13 protein-coding genes and 1 pseudogene are annotated in these 16,380 nt (G+C 62.4%); 10 read left to right on the top strand and 4 right to left on the bottom strand.

Annotated elements, in window-relative coordinates:
- The gene (locus tag AB3X89_RS14080) at window positions 1-753 is read left to right on the top strand and encodes a dTMP kinase (RefSeq protein ID WP_368583829.1); all 753 of its coding nucleotides are present in this window, start codon (window positions 1-3) and stop codon (window positions 751-753) included.
- A gap of 135 nt (window positions 754-888) precedes the next feature.
- Window positions 889-1,086, top strand: coding sequence for a hypothetical protein (locus AB3X89_RS14075; RefSeq protein ID WP_368583949.1), 198 nt, complete (start codon window positions 889-891; stop codon window positions 1,084-1,086).
- Window positions 1,087-1,319: 233 nt separating this feature from the next.
- Here AB3X89_RS14075 and AB3X89_RS14070 read toward each other — a convergent pair whose 3' ends face one another.
- On the bottom strand, window positions 1,320-1,793 hold the full coding sequence (locus AB3X89_RS14070) for an Lrp/AsnC family transcriptional regulator (RefSeq protein WP_176125529.1): 474 nt from the start codon (window positions 1,791-1,793) through the stop codon (window positions 1,320-1,322).
- A 287-nt stretch (window positions 1,794-2,080) separates the two neighbouring features.
- On the opposite strand from AB3X89_RS14070, the gene hppD reads away from it, so the two are divergent.
- From hppD to AB3X89_RS14055, 3 genes are all read left to right on the top strand, one after another.
- Window positions 2,081-3,154 carry a 4-hydroxyphenylpyruvate dioxygenase gene (gene hppD / locus AB3X89_RS14065; protein WP_368583828.1) on the top strand — a complete coding sequence of 358 codons (1,074 nt, stop codon included), beginning with the start codon at window positions 2,081-2,083 and terminating at the stop codon, window positions 3,152-3,154.
- 172 nt (window positions 3,155-3,326) lie between these two features.
- A complete protein-coding gene (locus tag AB3X89_RS14060) occupies window positions 3,327-4,712 on the top strand; it encodes an amino acid permease (RefSeq protein WP_368583948.1) in 1,386 nt (461 codons plus the stop codon).
- A gap of 44 nt (window positions 4,713-4,756) precedes the next feature.
- Window positions 4,757-5,962 (top strand): amino acid aminotransferase, encoded by a 1,206-nt coding sequence (locus AB3X89_RS14055; protein WP_368583827.1) that lies wholly within the window; start codon window positions 4,757-4,759, stop codon window positions 5,960-5,962.
- A 187-nt stretch (window positions 5,963-6,149) separates the two neighbouring features.
- On the opposite strand, the gene AB3X89_RS14050 is transcribed toward AB3X89_RS14055, so the two are convergent.
- Window positions 6,150-7,268 carry a patatin-like phospholipase family protein gene (locus AB3X89_RS14050; protein ID WP_368583826.1) on the bottom strand — a complete coding sequence of 373 codons (1,119 nt, stop codon included), beginning with the start codon at window positions 7,266-7,268 and terminating at the stop codon, window positions 6,150-6,152.
- Between the two features lie 300 nt (window positions 7,269-7,568).
- On the opposite strand from AB3X89_RS14050, the gene AB3X89_RS14045 reads away from it, so the two are divergent.
- The 5 genes from AB3X89_RS14045 to AB3X89_RS14025 all read left to right on the top strand — a co-directional run bounded on the left by AB3X89_RS14045 (window position 7,569) and on the right by AB3X89_RS14025 (window position 14,924).
- The gene (locus AB3X89_RS14045; protein WP_368583825.1) at window positions 7,569-9,620 is read left to right on the top strand and encodes an ATP-binding protein; all 2,052 of its coding nucleotides are present in this window, start codon (window positions 7,569-7,571) and stop codon (window positions 9,618-9,620) included.
- 298 nt (window positions 9,621-9,918) lie between these two features.
- Window positions 9,919-10,884, top strand: coding sequence for a LysR family transcriptional regulator (locus AB3X89_RS14040; protein ID WP_368583824.1), 966 nt, complete (start codon window positions 9,919-9,921; stop codon window positions 10,882-10,884).
- A 52-nt stretch (window positions 10,885-10,936) separates the two neighbouring features.
- The gene (gene tcuA / locus AB3X89_RS14035) at window positions 10,937-12,346 is read left to right on the top strand and encodes an FAD-dependent tricarballylate dehydrogenase TcuA (RefSeq protein WP_368583823.1); all 1,410 of its coding nucleotides are present in this window, start codon (window positions 10,937-10,939) and stop codon (window positions 12,344-12,346) included.
- Window positions 12,333-13,550 (top strand): tricarballylate utilization 4Fe-4S protein TcuB, encoded by a 1,218-nt coding sequence (gene tcuB / locus AB3X89_RS14030; protein ID WP_368583822.1) that lies wholly within the window; start codon window positions 12,333-12,335, stop codon window positions 13,548-13,550. The genes tcuA and tcuB overlap by 14 nt, the downstream gene beginning before the upstream one ends.
- Window positions 13,551-13,595: 45 nt before the next feature.
- A complete protein-coding gene (locus AB3X89_RS14025; protein WP_368583821.1) occupies window positions 13,596-14,924 on the top strand; it encodes an MFS transporter in 1,329 nt (442 codons plus the stop codon).
- A gap of 139 nt (window positions 14,925-15,063) precedes the next feature.
- On the opposite strand, the gene AB3X89_RS14020 is transcribed toward AB3X89_RS14025, so the two are convergent.
- Both AB3X89_RS14020 and AB3X89_RS14015 read right to left on the bottom strand, forming a co-directional pair.
- Window positions 15,064-16,155, bottom strand: coding sequence for a porin (locus AB3X89_RS14020; RefSeq protein ID WP_368583820.1), 1,092 nt, complete (start codon window positions 16,153-16,155; stop codon window positions 15,064-15,066).
- A 70-nt stretch (window positions 16,156-16,225) separates the two neighbouring features.
- Window positions 16,226-16,380, bottom strand: a pseudogene (locus AB3X89_RS14015) (4-hydroxy-2-oxovalerate aldolase); the annotation flags it as partial.

Genomic DNA, 16,380 nt, shown 5'->3' with positions numbered 1-16,380 from the left:
ATGTCGAATGCTGTGTTCGAAACGCTCGAGCTCAAAACCCATGCTTATCCGGGCGTGCTAGTCACGTTGTGCGGTGTGGATGGAGCTGGGAAGTCTTCACTGATGGAAAAGCTCGAAAGCGCGTGCACGCGTGCCGGGCTCAACTGCGTGACGACGTTTACACCGACCAGTCGCATCCGCAAAGACGCGGTGTTCCGGGATATGGTCGACAGCCACTGGCATACCTCCAAAACCAGCCCGGGGCCCGACGCAAGCGTACGCCGCGTCGACATGCTGGGCATTCTGCTGTCCATCATGGGAGACCTCCTCCAGCATCTGACCGACACGGTCATACCGGCACTGGAGCGAGGCGACGTGGTCTTTTGCGACCGCTATGTGTTCACCTCTCAGGCCGAGATCGGCACGCGCGCCGATCCCGCTGAGACCGCGCCGGTGCTCCGCAGCATCGCTGGCCATGTGCTGCGTCCCGACGTCGCCTTTGGTCTGAACGTTTGCGGCGCGACTTCACACCGCCGCGTGCGGTCAAGGAACGACGAGAAAGACCAGCCGCCGCCGATGAGCTTTCTGACGCGCCAGGTGGCGGCTTATCGCGCCGTGTTCGAGGCCAACGGCGTGGTCGCTCTGGATGGAGAGCGCAGTATCGACGAGACGTACCGTGCGGCACTCAGTCATATCGCGGCTATAGAACGGGTTGCGGGGCGGTTGGGTTCTATCGCGGCGGCACATCCTGCACGAACCCTGGCGGCATGCTGAGGCTTCGACCTGCGCGGAGACGCCGCATTCTGGCGCCGAGGTGTGCGACAAAATGCACGTCGACACGTTTTGGTGAGCATCTATCCTTCAAGACAGGACCATGTTGCATGGAACGTCAGAGCCAAGGAGACGATGATGCTCAGCCCACATGAGATCGCAACGCTCATGCTTCTCGAAACAAACCCGCGTCCGGAAAATTTCGATCCCGGCGATCTCGACGCGCTGTGTGAACATCAACTCGTATTTCTGGAAAAGCTCGCGTCTGGGTACGCGCGAGGGCATCTGACTGCTCAAGGACGCTCGATGTTGAGGTCGGTCGGCAGAGTGCACTAGTTCTGCGCTCTGCATTGCCGCGGAGGTTCAATACGCGGCGTTTTACAGCCAGCACAGGCGGCTGGAAGAGGAAGTGATTTTGCCGCCGCGTTGCGATATCTGACTGCGGACGACTGGATGGAACTGGACGAGGTGTTCGGCGCCAATCTGGATCCGTTCAGCGGCAGCGAGATCGAAGGGGAAATGGACCGCCTGTTTTCGCTGATCGTCAGTACGGTCTCCGAGTCGATTCACTAGGCCGCCAACGGGACAGCGCCCGTGCATTTGATTTCATCGAGGCAAACGCTCGACTTGACTCCGCTCACACCCGGAATGCGCATCAGCGTATCGAGCAGAAACTCCGACAGCGCCTTGAGGTCGTGCGCGACGACCTTGAGCATGTAATCGATATCACCCGTGACAACGAAGCATTCCTGAACCTGGGTGAGTTCCGAGATCATCCGCTTGAACTTCGACAGGTCGCGCACATGGCCTCGCTCCATCGTCACCTGGATGAAAGCCACTACGCCGAAGCCCAGCAGCTGCGCATCGAGCCGCGTCTCGTAGCACTTGATCACGCCCATTTCCTCGAGCCGGCGATGACGCCTCAGCGTTTGCGCGGGCGACAGCTTGATCGCCTCCGCCAGCTCGAGATTGGAGATGCGCCCTCGCGACTGAAGAATCTCCAGCAAACGCACGTCGATTCGGTCTATGTCGATTGTATGCACTGTTATTTCCTTGTTCCGCAACGAAATGAAATGTTAATGCACAAATCAGGGTTTGTCTGCGTCCGCTACGAAATCCTATTGCATCGATAAAAAATTAAACTGATTCCAGATGTCGCTGCGACGCGAGCATGTACGTTGAGAAATGCTCAGATGCGCAGGTGGCGAGAAGACGCTGCCTGCTAGACGAACAGAGAAATTTTCTTTCATTTCTATAACATGCCTCCGCATCACACTCAGTGCTAGTCGCTCGCTATCAATCATTCACCATTCGCTGAACCCGAGAGATCATGGCCGACCTGTTTGACAATCCAATGCAACTGATGGGCTTCGAATTCGTTGAATTTGCTTCGCCCGTGCCCAACGTCCTCGAACCGCTGTTCGAGCAGATGGGCTTCACACTTGTGGCTCGCCACCGTTCGAAGGACGTGCTGCTTTACCGCCAGGGCGAAATCAACTTTATCGTCAATCGTGAGCGCAATAGTCAGGCCGCTTACTTTGCCGCCGAGCATGGCCCGAGTGCGTGCGGCATGGCGTTTCGCGTGAAGGATTCGCACAAGGCCTACGCCCGTGCGCTGTCGCTGGGCGCTCAGCCGATCGAAATCGCTACCGGTCCGATGGAGTTGCGATTGCCGGCAATCAAAGGCATTGGCGGCGCACCGCTTTATCTGATCGACCGCTTCGAAGACGGCAAGTCGATCTACGACATCGATTTCGAGTTCATCGAAGGTGTCGAGCGCCGGCCGGCCGGTCATGGCTTGCGCCTCGTCGATCACCTGACGCACAACGTCTATCGCGGGCGCATGACGTATTGGGCCAACTTCTACGAGACGCTGTTCAACTTCCGGGAGCTACGCTACTTCGACATCGAAGGCGAATACACGGGGCTCACGTCGAAGGCGATGACGGCGCCGGACGGCAAGATCCGCATTCCATTGAACGAGGAATCCGGCAAGGGCAGCGGCCAGATCGAAGAATTCCTGATGGCCTTCAACGGCGAGGGCATTCAACACATCGCCTTCCTGACCGACGATCTGATCACGGTGATCGACAACCTGCAGATGGCAGGCGTGCCGCTGATGACCGGGCCGAACAGCTACTACTACGATGCGCTCGAAACGCGTTTGCCGGGCCATGGTCAACCCGTTGGCCAATTGCAGTCGCGCGGCATTCTTCTCGATGGAACGACGGCGGACGGATCGCCGCGCCTGCTGCTGCAGATCTTTTCCAAACCGCTGCTTGGCCCCGTGTTTTTCGAATTCATCCAGCGCAAGGGCGATGAAGGTTTCGGGGAAGGCAATTTCAAGGCGCTGTTCGAGTCGCTCGAACGCGATCAGATCGAGCGGGGCACGCTGAAAGTTTGACGCGCATACAACCCGTTCGTCGCCACTTCAACAATACCTAATCCCAGCAAGACACGACACCGGCGTCACAAGCGTCGGCTGTGAGGCCTCGGCATATTTCGCCTGCTCTGACCAGAGCAGGCGAAAAACGAGGCGTGGCGTCCAGAACCAACCGCAGGACACAGGAGACAACATCGTGGCACATCAGGAGCAGGGCACGCTAAAGCGCGGCCTGAAGAATCGTCACATTCAGTTGATCGCGCTTGGAGGCGCAATCGGCACGGGTCTTTTTCTCGGCATCGCGCAGACCATCAAGACGGCAGGGCCGTCCGTATTGCTCGGGTACGCAATTGCCGGCATCGTCGCCTTCTTTATCATGCGGCAACTCGGCGAAATGGTCGTCGACGAGCCCGTTGCAGGTTCGTTCAGTTACTTCGCAGGCAAATACTGCGGGCAATTCTCCGGTTTTGTTTCCGGGTGGAATTACTGGGTGCTGTACGTGCTGGTGTCCATGGCGGAACTGTCGGCCGTTGGCATCTACATGCAGTACTGGTGGCCGGGTCTGCCAACGTGGGTGTCCGCGCTGGTGTGCTTCGGCGTAATCAACGCGATCAACCTCACCAGCGTGAAGTCGTACGGCGAACTCGAATTCTGGTTCTCGATCGTCAAGGTCGCGGCAATCGTTGGCATGATCGGCTTTGGCGGCTATCTGCTGATTTCGGGCCATGCGGGTCCTGACGCGGGCGTGGCGAATCTGTGGCGCCACGGCGGCTTCTTCCCGAACGGCGTGTCGGGTCTCGTGATGGCGATGGCCGTCATCATGTTCTCGTTCGGTGGACTGGAACTCGTGGGCATTACGGCGGCCGAGGCCGAAGATCCTTCGCACACGATCCCGCGCGCGACCAACCAGGTGATCTACCGGATCCTGATTTTCTACGTCGGCGCACTCGGGGTGCTGCTGTCGCTGTATCCGTGGGAAAAAGTCGTCGCCGGTGGCAGTCCGTTCGTACTGATCTTTCACGCGATGAACAGCAACTTCGTCGCCAACGTGCTCAATGCGGTGGTGCTCACCGCCGCGCTGTCGGTGTACAACAGCGGTGTCTATTGCAACAGCCGCATGCTTTACGGCCTCGCAGGCCAGGGCAATGCGCCGCGCGCTCTGCTGAAGGTCAACTCGCGCGGGATTCCGCTCGTCGCGCTGGGGATTTCCGCCGTGGCGACTGCCGCCTGCGTGGTGATCAACTACCTGATGCCGGGCAAGGCATTCGAGGTGTTGATGGGGCTCGTCGTCTCGGCGCTGATCATCAACTGGGCAATGATCAGTATCATTCATTTGCGTTTCCGCGCTGCGAAAGCTCGCGCCGGTGAGAGGACCCTGTTCCGCAGCCTCGGTTATCCGCTTACCAACTATCTTTGCCTGATCTTCCTTGCCGGCATTCTGGTCGTGATGTGGCTGATACCGGATCTGCGCATGTCGGTCTACCTGATCCCCGTTTGGCTCGTTGCGCTGGGCGTCGGCTATCGCGTGCGCAATAGGCGCGCCGCCGCCTCGGTCGCCGTCGGCGTGGCGACGCGCTAGGCATCGCGCTTTTGCAATCTTTTGGCCTGATCCAGGGAACTAGCATGTTTGAACACATCGATGCCTATGCGGGCGACCCGATCCTCACGTTGAACGAGAACTTCGCGAAGGATTCGCGCGAGCATAAGGTCAATCTGAGCATCGGCATTTACTACGACGATCAAGGCCGCTTGCCGGTAATGCAGGCGGTACGCGAGGCCGAAGGACAACTGCTCGCCGAGCTCGGTCCCAAGCCGTACCTGCCGATGGCGGGCTTCGCCCACTACCGCGATTCCGTGCAATCGCTGGTATTCGGCGACGACTCGGCGGCGCGTACCGAGGGGCGCATCGCGACCGTGCAGACCTTGGGCGGCTCGGGCGCGCTGAAGGTCGGTGCGGATTTCATCAAGCGCTACTTTGCGGGCTCGCGCGTATGGGTCAGCGATCCGACGTGGGAAAACCACCGTTTCATCTTCGAGCGCGCGGGATTCGAAGTCAACGCGTACCCGTACTATGACGAATCGAGCGGCGGTCTGAAGTTCGAAGAGATGTTATCGGCCATCGACGCGCTACCCGCGCGCAGCGTCGTCCTGTTGCACGCGTGCTGTCATAACCCGACGGGTGTCGATCTAAACGACGCGCAATGGGTGCAACTGATCGAGGTCATCAGAAAGCGCAACCTGCTGCCCTTTATCGACATGGCATACCAAGGCTTCGGCGCAGGTATCGACGCCGACGCATTCGCGATTCGTGAACTGGTGCGCCAGAACGTGCCGGCGTTGGTGGCCAATTCGTTCTCGAAGAACTTCTCGCTGTATGGCGAGCGGTGCGGTGGACTGTCGGTGATTTGCGAGTCGGCGGAGATTGCCGCGCGCGTATTGGGTCAATTGACGAGCGCCGTGCGCGCGAACTACAGCAATCCGCCGACGCACGGCGCGAAGATCGTAGCGCGGGTGCTGACCACACCGGCGCTGCGGCAATCGTGGCAACAGGAGCTTGGCTCGATGTGCCGGCGCATCATGCGCATGCGCGCGGAGATCCATGAACGCCTGCGCGGCAAGGTGCCGGACACGCTGCTCGCGCGCTACCTCGAGCAGCGCGGCATGTTCACGTACACGGGGCTGTCGGCGGAGCAGGTGGACACGCTGCGCGAACGGGACGGCGTCTATCTGATCCGGTCCGGGCGCATGTGCGTCGCCGCGCTCAATGACAACAACGTTGCGACGGCGGCGCAGGCCATCGCGAGGGTCATCTCGCGGACAGGCGATTGACACCGCCGCAGGCTGAGCGCGCCAGCCTGATACGCGACCAGTCCGACTGCATCCACGCCGGATCGAGCGGACGGATCGCGAGTCTCGATTGAGCGTCGCGGGGCGCCGCGCGACGCGGCATGATCGAGATGCCGCGTCCGGCTTCGACGAGTCCGAGCGATGTCGTCAGAGGCGCCGTCCGTCCATTTCAGTTTTGTCGCGCGCTCGCGTTGCCGCTGTGCTTGAGCGTCGGATCGATCAACGAAGCCTTGACGTCGACCGAAGACGCTTGCCCGAGCTTCGCATAGTCGCTCTTGAGCCATACGTCGGCGACTTCACGGCCGCGCTCGAACAGCGTGTTGAGCAACGACCACGACGTGCTGCTCTTCGACACGAAACCGAACTTCGCCAGAAAATCGTCGTCGCGGATCAGGTGGAACCTGACGGGCTTGTAGCGGCTCTTGCGCGCCGCTTCCTCGCCGACCGAATCGAGCACACGGTTGACCGCTTCGATCGCGTTGATCTCCAGCACCACGGACGCGTTGAACCCAATTTCATTGAGCCGGTCGAGAATGCCGCGCGCATCTTTGGGCGGCATATCGTGGCGCACGAACGGATTCGCGAGCACGAGAATCAGGTCCTGGGCATGCTCGATCAACGGCGCCAATGGCGGGTTGCCCAGATAGCCGCCGTCCCAGTACGGTATGCCGCCCACGCTGACGGTGCGAAACTCGTTCGGCAGGCATGCGGAAGCGCGCAATACGTCAATGGAAATAGCGGGGCGGGTGAACATTGCGCGTTGGTTGGTTCGTACGTCGGTTGCGCAAATGAATAGTTGCGGGCCGTCGCGCGTCGTATTGAGCGCGGCCAGATCGTGTTCGGGGAGCGCGGCACGGATCACCGGCCCGAGCGGATCGCGGTAAAACGGATTGCCATAAGGCGAAGCGACGAGTCCGACGGCCTCCAGCATGATGGCGGCGGGATTCCAGTCGATATTCCAGCCGCCGAATGGGCCGGGTTCGGAAAAGCCGAGGAGCGCGTTGCCCGCCAGCGCGCCGGCGCGCGATACCGCTTCCCAAAAGGCGCGCAGCATGTCGCGTGCTTTCGGTGCCCCGCTGGTTGCGAGACCCGCCGCGCACAGCGTCGCATTGATGCCGCCCGCGCTCGCGCCGCTGATTGCCGCGATATCGAGTGGCATTGCCTGCGACGAAGCCTCCAACAGACGGTCGAGCACACCCCACGTGAACGCGCCGTGCGAACCGCCGCCTTGCAGGGCAAACGCGACCTTGGGGCCTTTGTGTCGCGTCGAGTTCCGAGGTTCCTCCATCGCCATGGCTCCTTCGCGTCTTGATCGCGTTCCGGCAATCTTACCCGGAAGTGTCACGCGTTTGGTCTAGCCTCGCCAGACGCGGCTGCGGGTTTGTCTCGGTTAAACCGCCGCCCCGCAGCAGGTACAGTGTGAGACGATTTGCGGCGGGCCGGAGTCCAACCTCGGCCGATCGATACTATTAATAGTCGCAAGCGACATATCCGATATAAAACGGGCCATGAGAGAGAAGTTGATTGACATAAGCCAGCGTGCCAGGGCGGCATCGCGGGCTCACCGCGCTCGTCCGGGGGCGTCTCGATGAAACGGGATCTCGATCCGGATTCCCGCGGCGCGATCACGCTAAACGGGCTGGCGCGCCAGCTGGGACGTACCCGTGAGCAGCTGATGCAGCGCTGGATCGCCGAGACCTCGGAGCAGGGCGCGCACCCCGCCGATGCGGACAGCGGACAGGGACTGACCGACTGTTTCGCCTACATGCTGGCCGAGGTATGCGCGTCCTTGCTGGTCGCCGACAGCGACCCGTCCCTATCCGATCATGTAGGCATCGCGCAGCCTGGCAGGTTCTGGCCGGACGACTGGCGGGTCACGGATCTGTTTCGCAACATGGATCTGATGCAGCGCTCTCTGAAGCACGAGATCCGCGCGTATTTCGGTCCCGTTGCCGCTTCCGTCGACGTTCACATGCGCGCGCACGACGTTGTCGAGCGCACCTTTCGCGCGATGATCGAAAACGCGATCGAGGCGCACATGCAACGTCAGGCGGCCGAGGTGGCGGCGGCACAGGACAGCCTGCACACCGCGCTGACCGCGCTGAAGCTCACGGAGGAGCGGCTGCGAGTCGCGACGAGCGCGGCGGGCATCGGCATCTTCGAGTGGTGTGGCGCGTCGCGACAAGGCGTGTGGGAAAACCGCCGGATGTATGAAATCACCGGGCAACCCGATGACAGGGGGCCGTTGACGGAAACCGAGTTCATGACGTCGGTCGTTCATCCGGACGATGTCGAACTGCTGCGAAGTCATTTCCAGTCCCGGCGAATCTCCGGCGAGCCGGTGCATGTCGCGTTCCGGCTGCACCGTGTAATCGACCGTGCGCTTAGGACCGTCGAAATGTTCGGGTATCTGCGACCGCCCGTTCATCAGGACGATTACACGTTCATTGGCAGCTTGTGCGACGTGACGGAGCGCGCCGACGCGGAGGCGAAACTGCGCGACGCGGATCGCCGCAAGGACATCTTTCTGGCCACGCTCGCGCACGAGCTGCGCAATCCGCTGGCGCCCGTGCGCAACGCCGCGCATCTGCTGGGTCACAGCGCGGGAGCCGATCCCGCCAAACGCGAGTGGCTGCGCAATGTGATCGAACGCCAGACCGGTCACCTGTCGCATCTGATCGACGACCTGCTCGATGTTTCGAGAATCACCACCGGCAAGATCGTGTTGAAGCGCGAGGTGTTCGATATCAGGCTGGCACTCGACCACGCTCTGGAAATCACGATGCCGGCTGCGTTGCAGCGGCATCACGACATCGTGCGTCTGCCGCTGGAACACCCGCTGTACGTGCACGGCGACCCGGCGCGCATCACTCAGACATTTTCGAATCTGCTCGATAACGCGATCAAATACACCGACGATGGTGGCCGGATCGTCGTATGCGCGACGCTCGTCGGTCAGGAAGTGTCCGTGACTGTGTCGGACACGGGCACGGGTATTTCGGACGATGCACTGCCTCACGTGTTCGATCTGTTCGTCCAGGGTTCGTGCCACGGCGAGCCGTCGCGGGGCGGTCTAGGGATCGGGCTGTCGGTGTGCAAGACGCTGACCGAGATGCACGGCGGGACCATTGCCGCGAGGAGCGAAGGCAAGAACAGAGGCAGTGAATTCGAAATACGTCTACCCGTTTGCCAGGGCCGTAACCAGGACGCTAAGGACGGTACCGAAGCCGGTCTGCCGGCGTCCGACCGATTGCGGGTTCTGATCGTCGACGACAACAGCGACGCCGCGCTTTCGCTCGCGATGATTCTCGACACGCACGATGTGCGCACCGCACACAGCGGCGAAGACGCGCTTCACATCGCGGCTGCGTTCGAGCCGCAGATCGTGTTCCTCGATCTTGGGCTGCCGGGAATCAGCGGCTATGAGGTCGCGCGTCGGCTGAGGGATCATCAGGCGGCGGGCAAGCACCTCGAAATCGTCGCCGTGTCGGGATATGGTCAGCCAGAGGACGTGGCTCACTCGGCGGAGGCGGGGTGTGATGCGCATCTCGTCAAACCCGTCGATATCGAGGAGTTGCTCGCGATCATCAGGCGGATCACCGGAGAAAATCCGGGCCTCAGTCGCCAATCGAGCGGATAACTCACCGGCCGTCACCCCGGCGATGATCGTTGCCCGGCCGTGATCCAGACGATTCGCTCGATCACGATCGGACTGGCGCGTTGCGCCCGCATGACGCTGGGATCGTTCTAAGGGATGACCCGATGTGATGGGAACGCTGGCTGGCCGGGTACGCTGTTTGATGAGTCAAGCCCGAAGGGCGACGAATCATGAGCCGCCAATGACCCGGTATGCACGTGAATGCGAGCCGTGACGCGCCGTCTGTACCCATTTTCAATCTGCGACAATAGCCGCGATTCTCGTCCACGCCGATCGTGAAATGGAACTCAGACAATTACGCTATTTCCTCAGCGTCGTCGAACACGGCAGCATGGGAAAGGCCGCGCTCGAACTCGGCGTCGTCACTTCCGCGCTGAGTCAGCAGATCAGCCGCCTCGAAGGCGAACTGTCGACGCGCCTGCTGCAGCGCACTTCCAGCGGCGTCGTGCCGACCGATGCCGGTCTCGCGTTCTGGCGTCAGGCGCAACTCGCGCTGCGTCATATCGACGACGCGGCGCTCGCCGCGCGCGCTGCCCGGCTCTCGGGCCACGTCAGCGTCGGCATGGCGCCGAGCACCGCCAGCGTGCTGGGCGTCCCCTTCATGCAGGCCATGCGCGCGCGCTATCCCGACGTGCGGCTGCGCATCGTCGAAAGCCTGTCCGGGTATCTGGCGTCGATGCTGAGCGCGCGCCAGATCGATCTTGCCGTGCTGTTTCGCCCGGAGCCCGCGCAGCGCTGGAGCGTCGTGTCGCTGCTCGACGAGCGGCTGTTCGTGATCGGCCGGCACGAGCTCAAAGACATGCCGGCGGGCGCGAGCGTGCGTCTCGGGCAACTCGGCAAGCTTCCGCTCGTCCTTCCGAGCGGCGCGCACGGCCTGCGCTCGCTGCTGTCCGCCGCGTTCAAGCGGGCCAAATATGAACCGAACATCGCGGCCGAAGTGGACGGCCTCGCGCTGCTGATGGACGTCGTGCGCACGGGCATCGCCGCGACCATCCAGCCCGGCGCCGCGCTCGCGCGGCCGGAGAACGCGGTTTTGGCTAGCGTGCCGGTGACCGAAAGCTTCGCCACACGGCCCAATATGATCGCGAGCATCTCCGACGACGAGCTTTCGCCCGCGGGGCTCGCCGCGCGCGTGGTGCTCGCCGACGTCGCGCGCGAACTGGTGCGCGAAGGCCGCTGGCCCGGGGCGCGCCTGCGTCAGTCGGAGGCCTTCACAAAAACTGAAGGCCCGTTGACGGCCCGCTGATGGCGGAGGACGAGCGCGACCATTAGAGTGCGTCCGAAAGGAGGCCCACAAGATGGTCGACGTACTCGTAATCGGAGGAGGCAATGCGGCGCTTTGCGCGGCATTGATGGCGCGCGAAGCCGGCGCGTCGGTTCTGCTGCTCGAATCCGCGCCGCGCGAATGGCGCGGCGGCAATTCCCAACACACCCGCAATTTGCGCTGCATGCACGACGCGCCGCAGGACGTGCTCGTCGATGCCTATCCGGAAGAAGAATTCTGGCAAGACCTGCTGAAAGTCACCGGCGGTATCACGAGTGAGCATCTCGCGCGGCTGACGATTCGCGCGTCGTCGTCGTGCCGGCCCTGGATGCAAAAGCACGGCGTACGCTTTCAGCCGCCGCTGTCGGGCGCGCTGCATGTGGCGCGCACCAACGCGTTTTTCATGGGTGGCGGCAAGGCGCTCGTGAACGCCTATTACCGCAGCGCCGAAGCGCTGGGTGTCGAGATTCGCTACGACACGCCCGTCGATTCGGTGGAACTCGACGGCGGCCGTTTCGTCGCGGCCCGAAGCGGTAACCAGCGCTTCGAGGCGCGCGCCTGCGTGCTGGCGGCAGGCGGCTTCGAATCGAACCGCGAATGGCTGCGCGAGGCCTGGGGACAGAACGAGCGCGGCGAATGGCCCGCCGACAACTTCCTGATCCGCGGCACGCGCTTCAACAAGGGCGTGCTGATCCGCCACATGATGGATGCCGGCGCGGACATGATCGGCGATCCGTCGCAGTCGCACTGCGTGGCCATCGATGCGCGCGCGCCGCTCTATGACGGCGGCATCTGCACGCGCATCGACTGCGTGTCGCTCGGCGTGGTCGTCAATCGCGAGGCCGAGCGCTTCTACGACGAAGGCGAGGACTTCTGGCCGAAACGCTATGCGATCTGGGGGCGCCTCGTTGCGCATCAGCCGGGGCAGATCGGCTACTCGATCATCGATTCGAAGGCGATCGGCCGCTTCATGCCGCCGGTGTTTCCGGGCGTAAAGGCCGACACGCTGCCCGAACTCGCACGGCAGTTGAAGCTGCCGGAAGCGCGCTTCATGGAGACGCTGTCGCGTTACAACGAGTCCTGCCGCGTCGGCAGCTTCGATCACACGTCGCTCGACGACTGCCATACCGAAGGCGTCACGCCGCCCAAGACGCACTGGGCGCGCCCTATCGACACGCCGCCGTTCTACGGCTACGCATTGCGTCCCGGCATCACGTTCACGTATCTCGGCCTGAAGACCAACGACCGCGCCCAGGTGCACTTCGGCGGCGAGGCGAGCGAGAACCTGTTCGTCGCGGGCGAGATGATGGCGGGCAACGTGCTCGGCAAGGGCTATACAGCGGGCGTCGGCATGTCGATCGGCACGGCGTTCGGGCGCATTGCCGGCACTCAGGCCGCGCGCGCCGCACTGCAGACAACGGAGGTTTCCTGTGCAGCAAACTGACACGCTCGCGCCCGAACGCACGCGCGCCGCGGCGTTCGAATCGAAGCAAGACATGCAACGCACGCGCGGCGGCTCGCGCGTGATTCCAATCGTGCCGCTGACCGCAAGCGAAGGCGAAGTGGCGCGCCAGATGCAGATCTGCAACGCGTGCCGCTATTGCGAAGGCTTCTGCGCGGTGTTCCCGGCGATGACGCGCCGCCTCGAATTCGGCAAGGCCGACGTCAACTATCTGGCCAATCTGTGCCATAACTGCGGCGCCTGTTACCATGCGTGCCAGTACGCGCCGCCGCACGAATTCGCGGTCAACGTGCCGAAGGCGATGGCGCAAGTGCGCCTCGAAACCTACACCGAATACGCGTGGCCCAAGGCGCTAGGCGGGTTGTACAAGCGCAATGGCGTGACGCTGTCGGTCGCGCTGGCGGCGGGGCTAGCTCTCTTTCTGCTGCTCGGCACGGCCATGCATGGCGGTTTGAGCGGCAACGTCGCGCCCGCGAACTTCTACGCGATCTTCCCGCACAACCTGCTGGCGGCGATGTTCGGCGCGGTCTTCCTGTTTGCCATCGTGGCGCTCGGCATCGGCGTGACGCGCTTCTGGCGCGACGTGTCGCAGGGAACCGCGAACGCGAGCACGCCGGCTGTGACGGAAGCGGCGAAAAACGCGTTGACGCTCAAGTATCTCGACGGCGGACATGGCGACGGCTGCAACGAATCGAACGATGCCTTCACGCTCGCGCGGCGGCGCTTTCACCACTTCACGTTCTACGGCTTCATGCTGTGTTTCGCGGCAACGGTGGTGGCGACGCTCTATCACTACCTGCTCGGCGAGGAAGCCCCGTATCCGTTCTTCAGCTTGCCGGTATTGCTGGGTACGGCGGGCGGGATCGGCCTGATCGTCGGGCCCTTGGGGCTGCTGTGGCTCAACCTGAAGCGCCATCCGGAGCAGGGCGATGCGCGCCAGCGTCCGATGGACCGTGCCTTTATCGCGCTGCTATTGCTCACCAGCGCGTCGGGCCTCGGGCTGCTGGCTTTACGCGAAACGGCGGCGATGCCGTGGCTGCTGGCGGTGCATCTGGGCATCGTGATCGCGTTGTTCGCAACGCTTCCGTACGGCAAGTTCGCGCACGGCATTTTCCGTTCGGCGGCGCTGCTCAAATCGTCTATCGAAAAGCGCCAGCCCAATACGTTGGGTCTCGGCTCGGACTAGGCGCGACACGCGCCGCATATTGGCATAACAACAGGGGACATATTCATGAACGCTACCGAACCACTAGCCGGCACGCCGGTCGGGGCGCGCTCGTCCAAAGCCGCGGCCGTACTGCGCGTGACGAGCGGCAACTTCCTCGAACAGTTCGACTTCTTTCTGTTCGGCTTCTACGCGACGTCGATCTCGAAGATCTTCTTCCCGGCGTCGAGCGAGTTCGCGTCGCTGATGCTGACCTTCGCCGTGTTCGGCGCGGGCTTTCTGATGCGTCCGTTGGGCGCGATCTTTCTCGGCGCCTATATCGACAAGGTAGGGCGGCGCACCGGCCTGATCGTCACGCTGTCGATCATGGCGAGCGGCACGATCCTGATCGCGTGCGTGCCCGGTTACGCGACCATCGGCCTGCTCGCGCCCGCGCTCGTTCTGCTCGGGCGGCTGTTGCAGGGCTTCTCGGCGGGCGCGGAACTGGGCGGCGTGTCGGTGTATCTCGCGGAAATGGCCACGCCCGGCGCACGGGGCTTCTACACGAGCTGGCAGTCGGCCAGCCAGCAGGTCGCGATCGTGATGGCGGCGGCGCTCGGCTACGGATTGAATCACTGGATGAGCGCACAGCAGATCGGCGCGTGGGGCTGGCGTATTCCGTTTTTCATCGGCTGCGCGATCGTGCCGTTCCTGTTCCTCCTGCGCCGTTCGCTGCAGGAAACCGCCGCGTTCGAGGCGCGCCGCCATCATCCGCAGACGCGCGAGATCTTCGCGATGCTGCTCAGCAACTGGCGCACGGTGATCGCCGGCATGCTGCTCACCGCGATGACGACGACCACGTTCTATCTGATCACCGTCTACACGCCGACCTTCGGCAAGTCCGTTCTCAAACTGTCGACGTCGGATAGCCTGATGGTGACGTTGCTGGTGGGCGTGTCGAACTTCATCTGGCTGCCGATCGGCGGCGCGCTGTCCGATCGGATCGGCCGCAAGCCGATTCTGCTCGCCATTGCCGTGCTGGCGATTTTCACCGCGTATCCGGCATTGTCGTGGCTCGCCGCGGCGCCGAGTTTCGGCCGCATGCTGAGCGTGCTGCTGTGGTTCTCGTTCTTCTTCGGCATGTATAACGGCGCGATGGTCGCCGCGCTTACCGAGGTGATGCCGGCGGAGGTGCGCGTCGCGGGTTTTTCGCTGGCGTTCAGTCTCGCGACGGCGCTGTTCGGCGGCTTCACGCCGGCCGTGTCGACCTTCCTGATCGAAACCACGCACGACAAGGCCGCGCCCGGCTACTGGCTCAGTTTCGCCGCGCTGTGCGGGCTTGGCGCGACGCTTGGACTCTATCGGCGGCGCGCGGGGCGGGCGGCTTCGTCGGCTTCGTCGGCGCAACGCTTTTAGCGTGTTGCCGTTGACGCGCCGAGCTGGATGGAGAGGGTGCCGCCATGCCTGGCGGCGCGCTCTCGTGCAGATGATATGAGGCCCGCCGAGTTTCCTCGGCGGGCCCCGATGCGGATGAAACTACAAGGTCAGTCGAGAATCAGAACGCGGTGCGAAGGCCAACACGTGCAATGGCCTGCGACGCCGTGCTGGACGATCCGTTGGGACCCATGATGCCGTTGATGGCAGCGTGCGAACCTGCGCTCGCCTTCTGATAAACGCCCTCCGCATAAACCATGCTCCGCTTGGAGAGCGAATAGTTCAGCGTTGCGCCGAGCTGATGCGCGTGGTTGTTGTCGAGTTCCTCGTTACCCTTCAGGTACATATAGTTCCCGCCGAAGGACCATGCGGGAGTAATCTGCCAACTGGCGCCAACTTGCGCGGCATAGGCCGCCGCGCCGTTGAACGAGTTGCGCACGGTCGTGAAGTCCGCGACCGTGTAGACGGGTCCGATTACATAGTGCGCGCCGACACCCCAGTTCGTGATCGGAATTTGCGGCGAGCCCGTGCTGGAGCCGGGATATTTCGCTTTGGTGTAGGCGGCCCCGACTCCGAACGGACCGGCACCGTAATTCAGCCCGAAGCTCATGGTCGAATTCGACCCGAACGAACCAGCCACTCCGCCGAGCGAATACAACGCCCCAGCGGACAAGCCCGCAAACACCGGTGATTGATACTTGATCGAATTGGCCGCCGGGATGCCGCTCGTGCGGCTCCAGTCGAACCAGCCGGTCGGGTTTTGCGGAATATTCAGTTTCTGGAACGGGCCTGCCGCGAAGTTGTACAAGCCGCCAGTGAACACGGCGGGAGCATTGCCTGCCTCGGACAGCGACGTCGTCATGAAATCTAAGACATTGCCGAAAGTCAGCTTGCCGAAGGTAGAACTATCCAGACCCACGTAAGCGTTTCGCCCGAAGATGCCCGGCTGCACCGTCGCGCCCGTACCGAGCTGAAACTGGTTCTCCAGCTTGAAAATGACCTTGTTTCCAGCGCCGATATCTTCGGCGCCCTGCAAGCCGAACAGGTTCGGCGTATAGATGCCGTCGTCAAACTTCGTGACCGAATGCCCGCCCTGGTTCGTCACATAGGACACGCCGCCGTCAATCAGACCGTACAGCGTGACGTTGCTCTGCGCGAACGCGTATCCGGCAGGCAGAAATCCCAAAAGAATTGCAATGGAATGTTTTTTCATTCCAGTCTCCAGATAGTGTATTTGATCGATCTTTTTTGGCAGCTTCAATGAGGCGGCTCATTCGCGCCCATCAAGCCTGGCGTGCGTGTTTCAAGTCGAGTGCGACGTCGACGATCATGTCTTCCTGACCGCCGACCATGCGGCGCTTGCCCAGTTCGACCAGAATGTCGACGGTCTTCAGGCCGTACTTGTTCGCGGCCACTTCCGAATGACGCAGGAAGCTCG

The sequence above is a fragment of the Paraburkholderia sp. BR14320 genome (assembly GCF_040948665.1).
In the GTDB taxonomy this organism is placed as follows: domain Bacteria; phylum Pseudomonadota; class Gammaproteobacteria; order Burkholderiales; family Burkholderiaceae; genus Paraburkholderia; species Paraburkholderia youngii.
Note: the sequence above shows the minus strand (reverse complement) of the source record. Positions and strands in the feature narration are given on the sequence as shown.

Coding starts and splice junctions, on each gene's coding strand:
- AB3X89_RS14080 (WP_368583829.1), top strand. CDS start 1: ATGTCGAATGCTGTGTTCGAAACGCTCGAGCTCAAAACCCATGCTTAT.
- AB3X89_RS14075 (WP_368583949.1), top strand. CDS start 889: ATGCTCAGCCCACATGAGATCGCAACGCTCATGCTTCTCGAAACAAAC.
- hppD (WP_368583828.1), top strand. CDS start 2,081: ATGGCCGACCTGTTTGACAATCCAATGCAACTGATGGGCTTCGAATTC.
- AB3X89_RS14055 (WP_368583827.1), top strand. CDS start 4,757: ATGTTTGAACACATCGATGCCTATGCGGGCGACCCGATCCTCACGTTG.
- AB3X89_RS14050 (WP_368583826.1), bottom strand. CDS start 7,268: ATGGAGGAACCTCGGAACTCGACGCGACACAAAGGCCCCAAGGTCGCG.
- AB3X89_RS14045 (WP_368583825.1), top strand. CDS start 7,569: ATGAAACGGGATCTCGATCCGGATTCCCGCGGCGCGATCACGCTAAAC.
- AB3X89_RS14040 (WP_368583824.1), top strand. CDS start 9,919: ATGGAACTCAGACAATTACGCTATTTCCTCAGCGTCGTCGAACACGGC.
- tcuA (WP_368583823.1), top strand. CDS start 10,937: ATGGTCGACGTACTCGTAATCGGAGGAGGCAATGCGGCGCTTTGCGCG.
- AB3X89_RS14025 (WP_368583821.1), top strand. CDS start 13,596: ATGAACGCTACCGAACCACTAGCCGGCACGCCGGTCGGGGCGCGCTCG.
- AB3X89_RS14020 (WP_368583820.1), bottom strand. CDS start 16,155: ATGAAAAAACATTCCATTGCAATTCTTTTGGGATTTCTGCCTGCCGGA.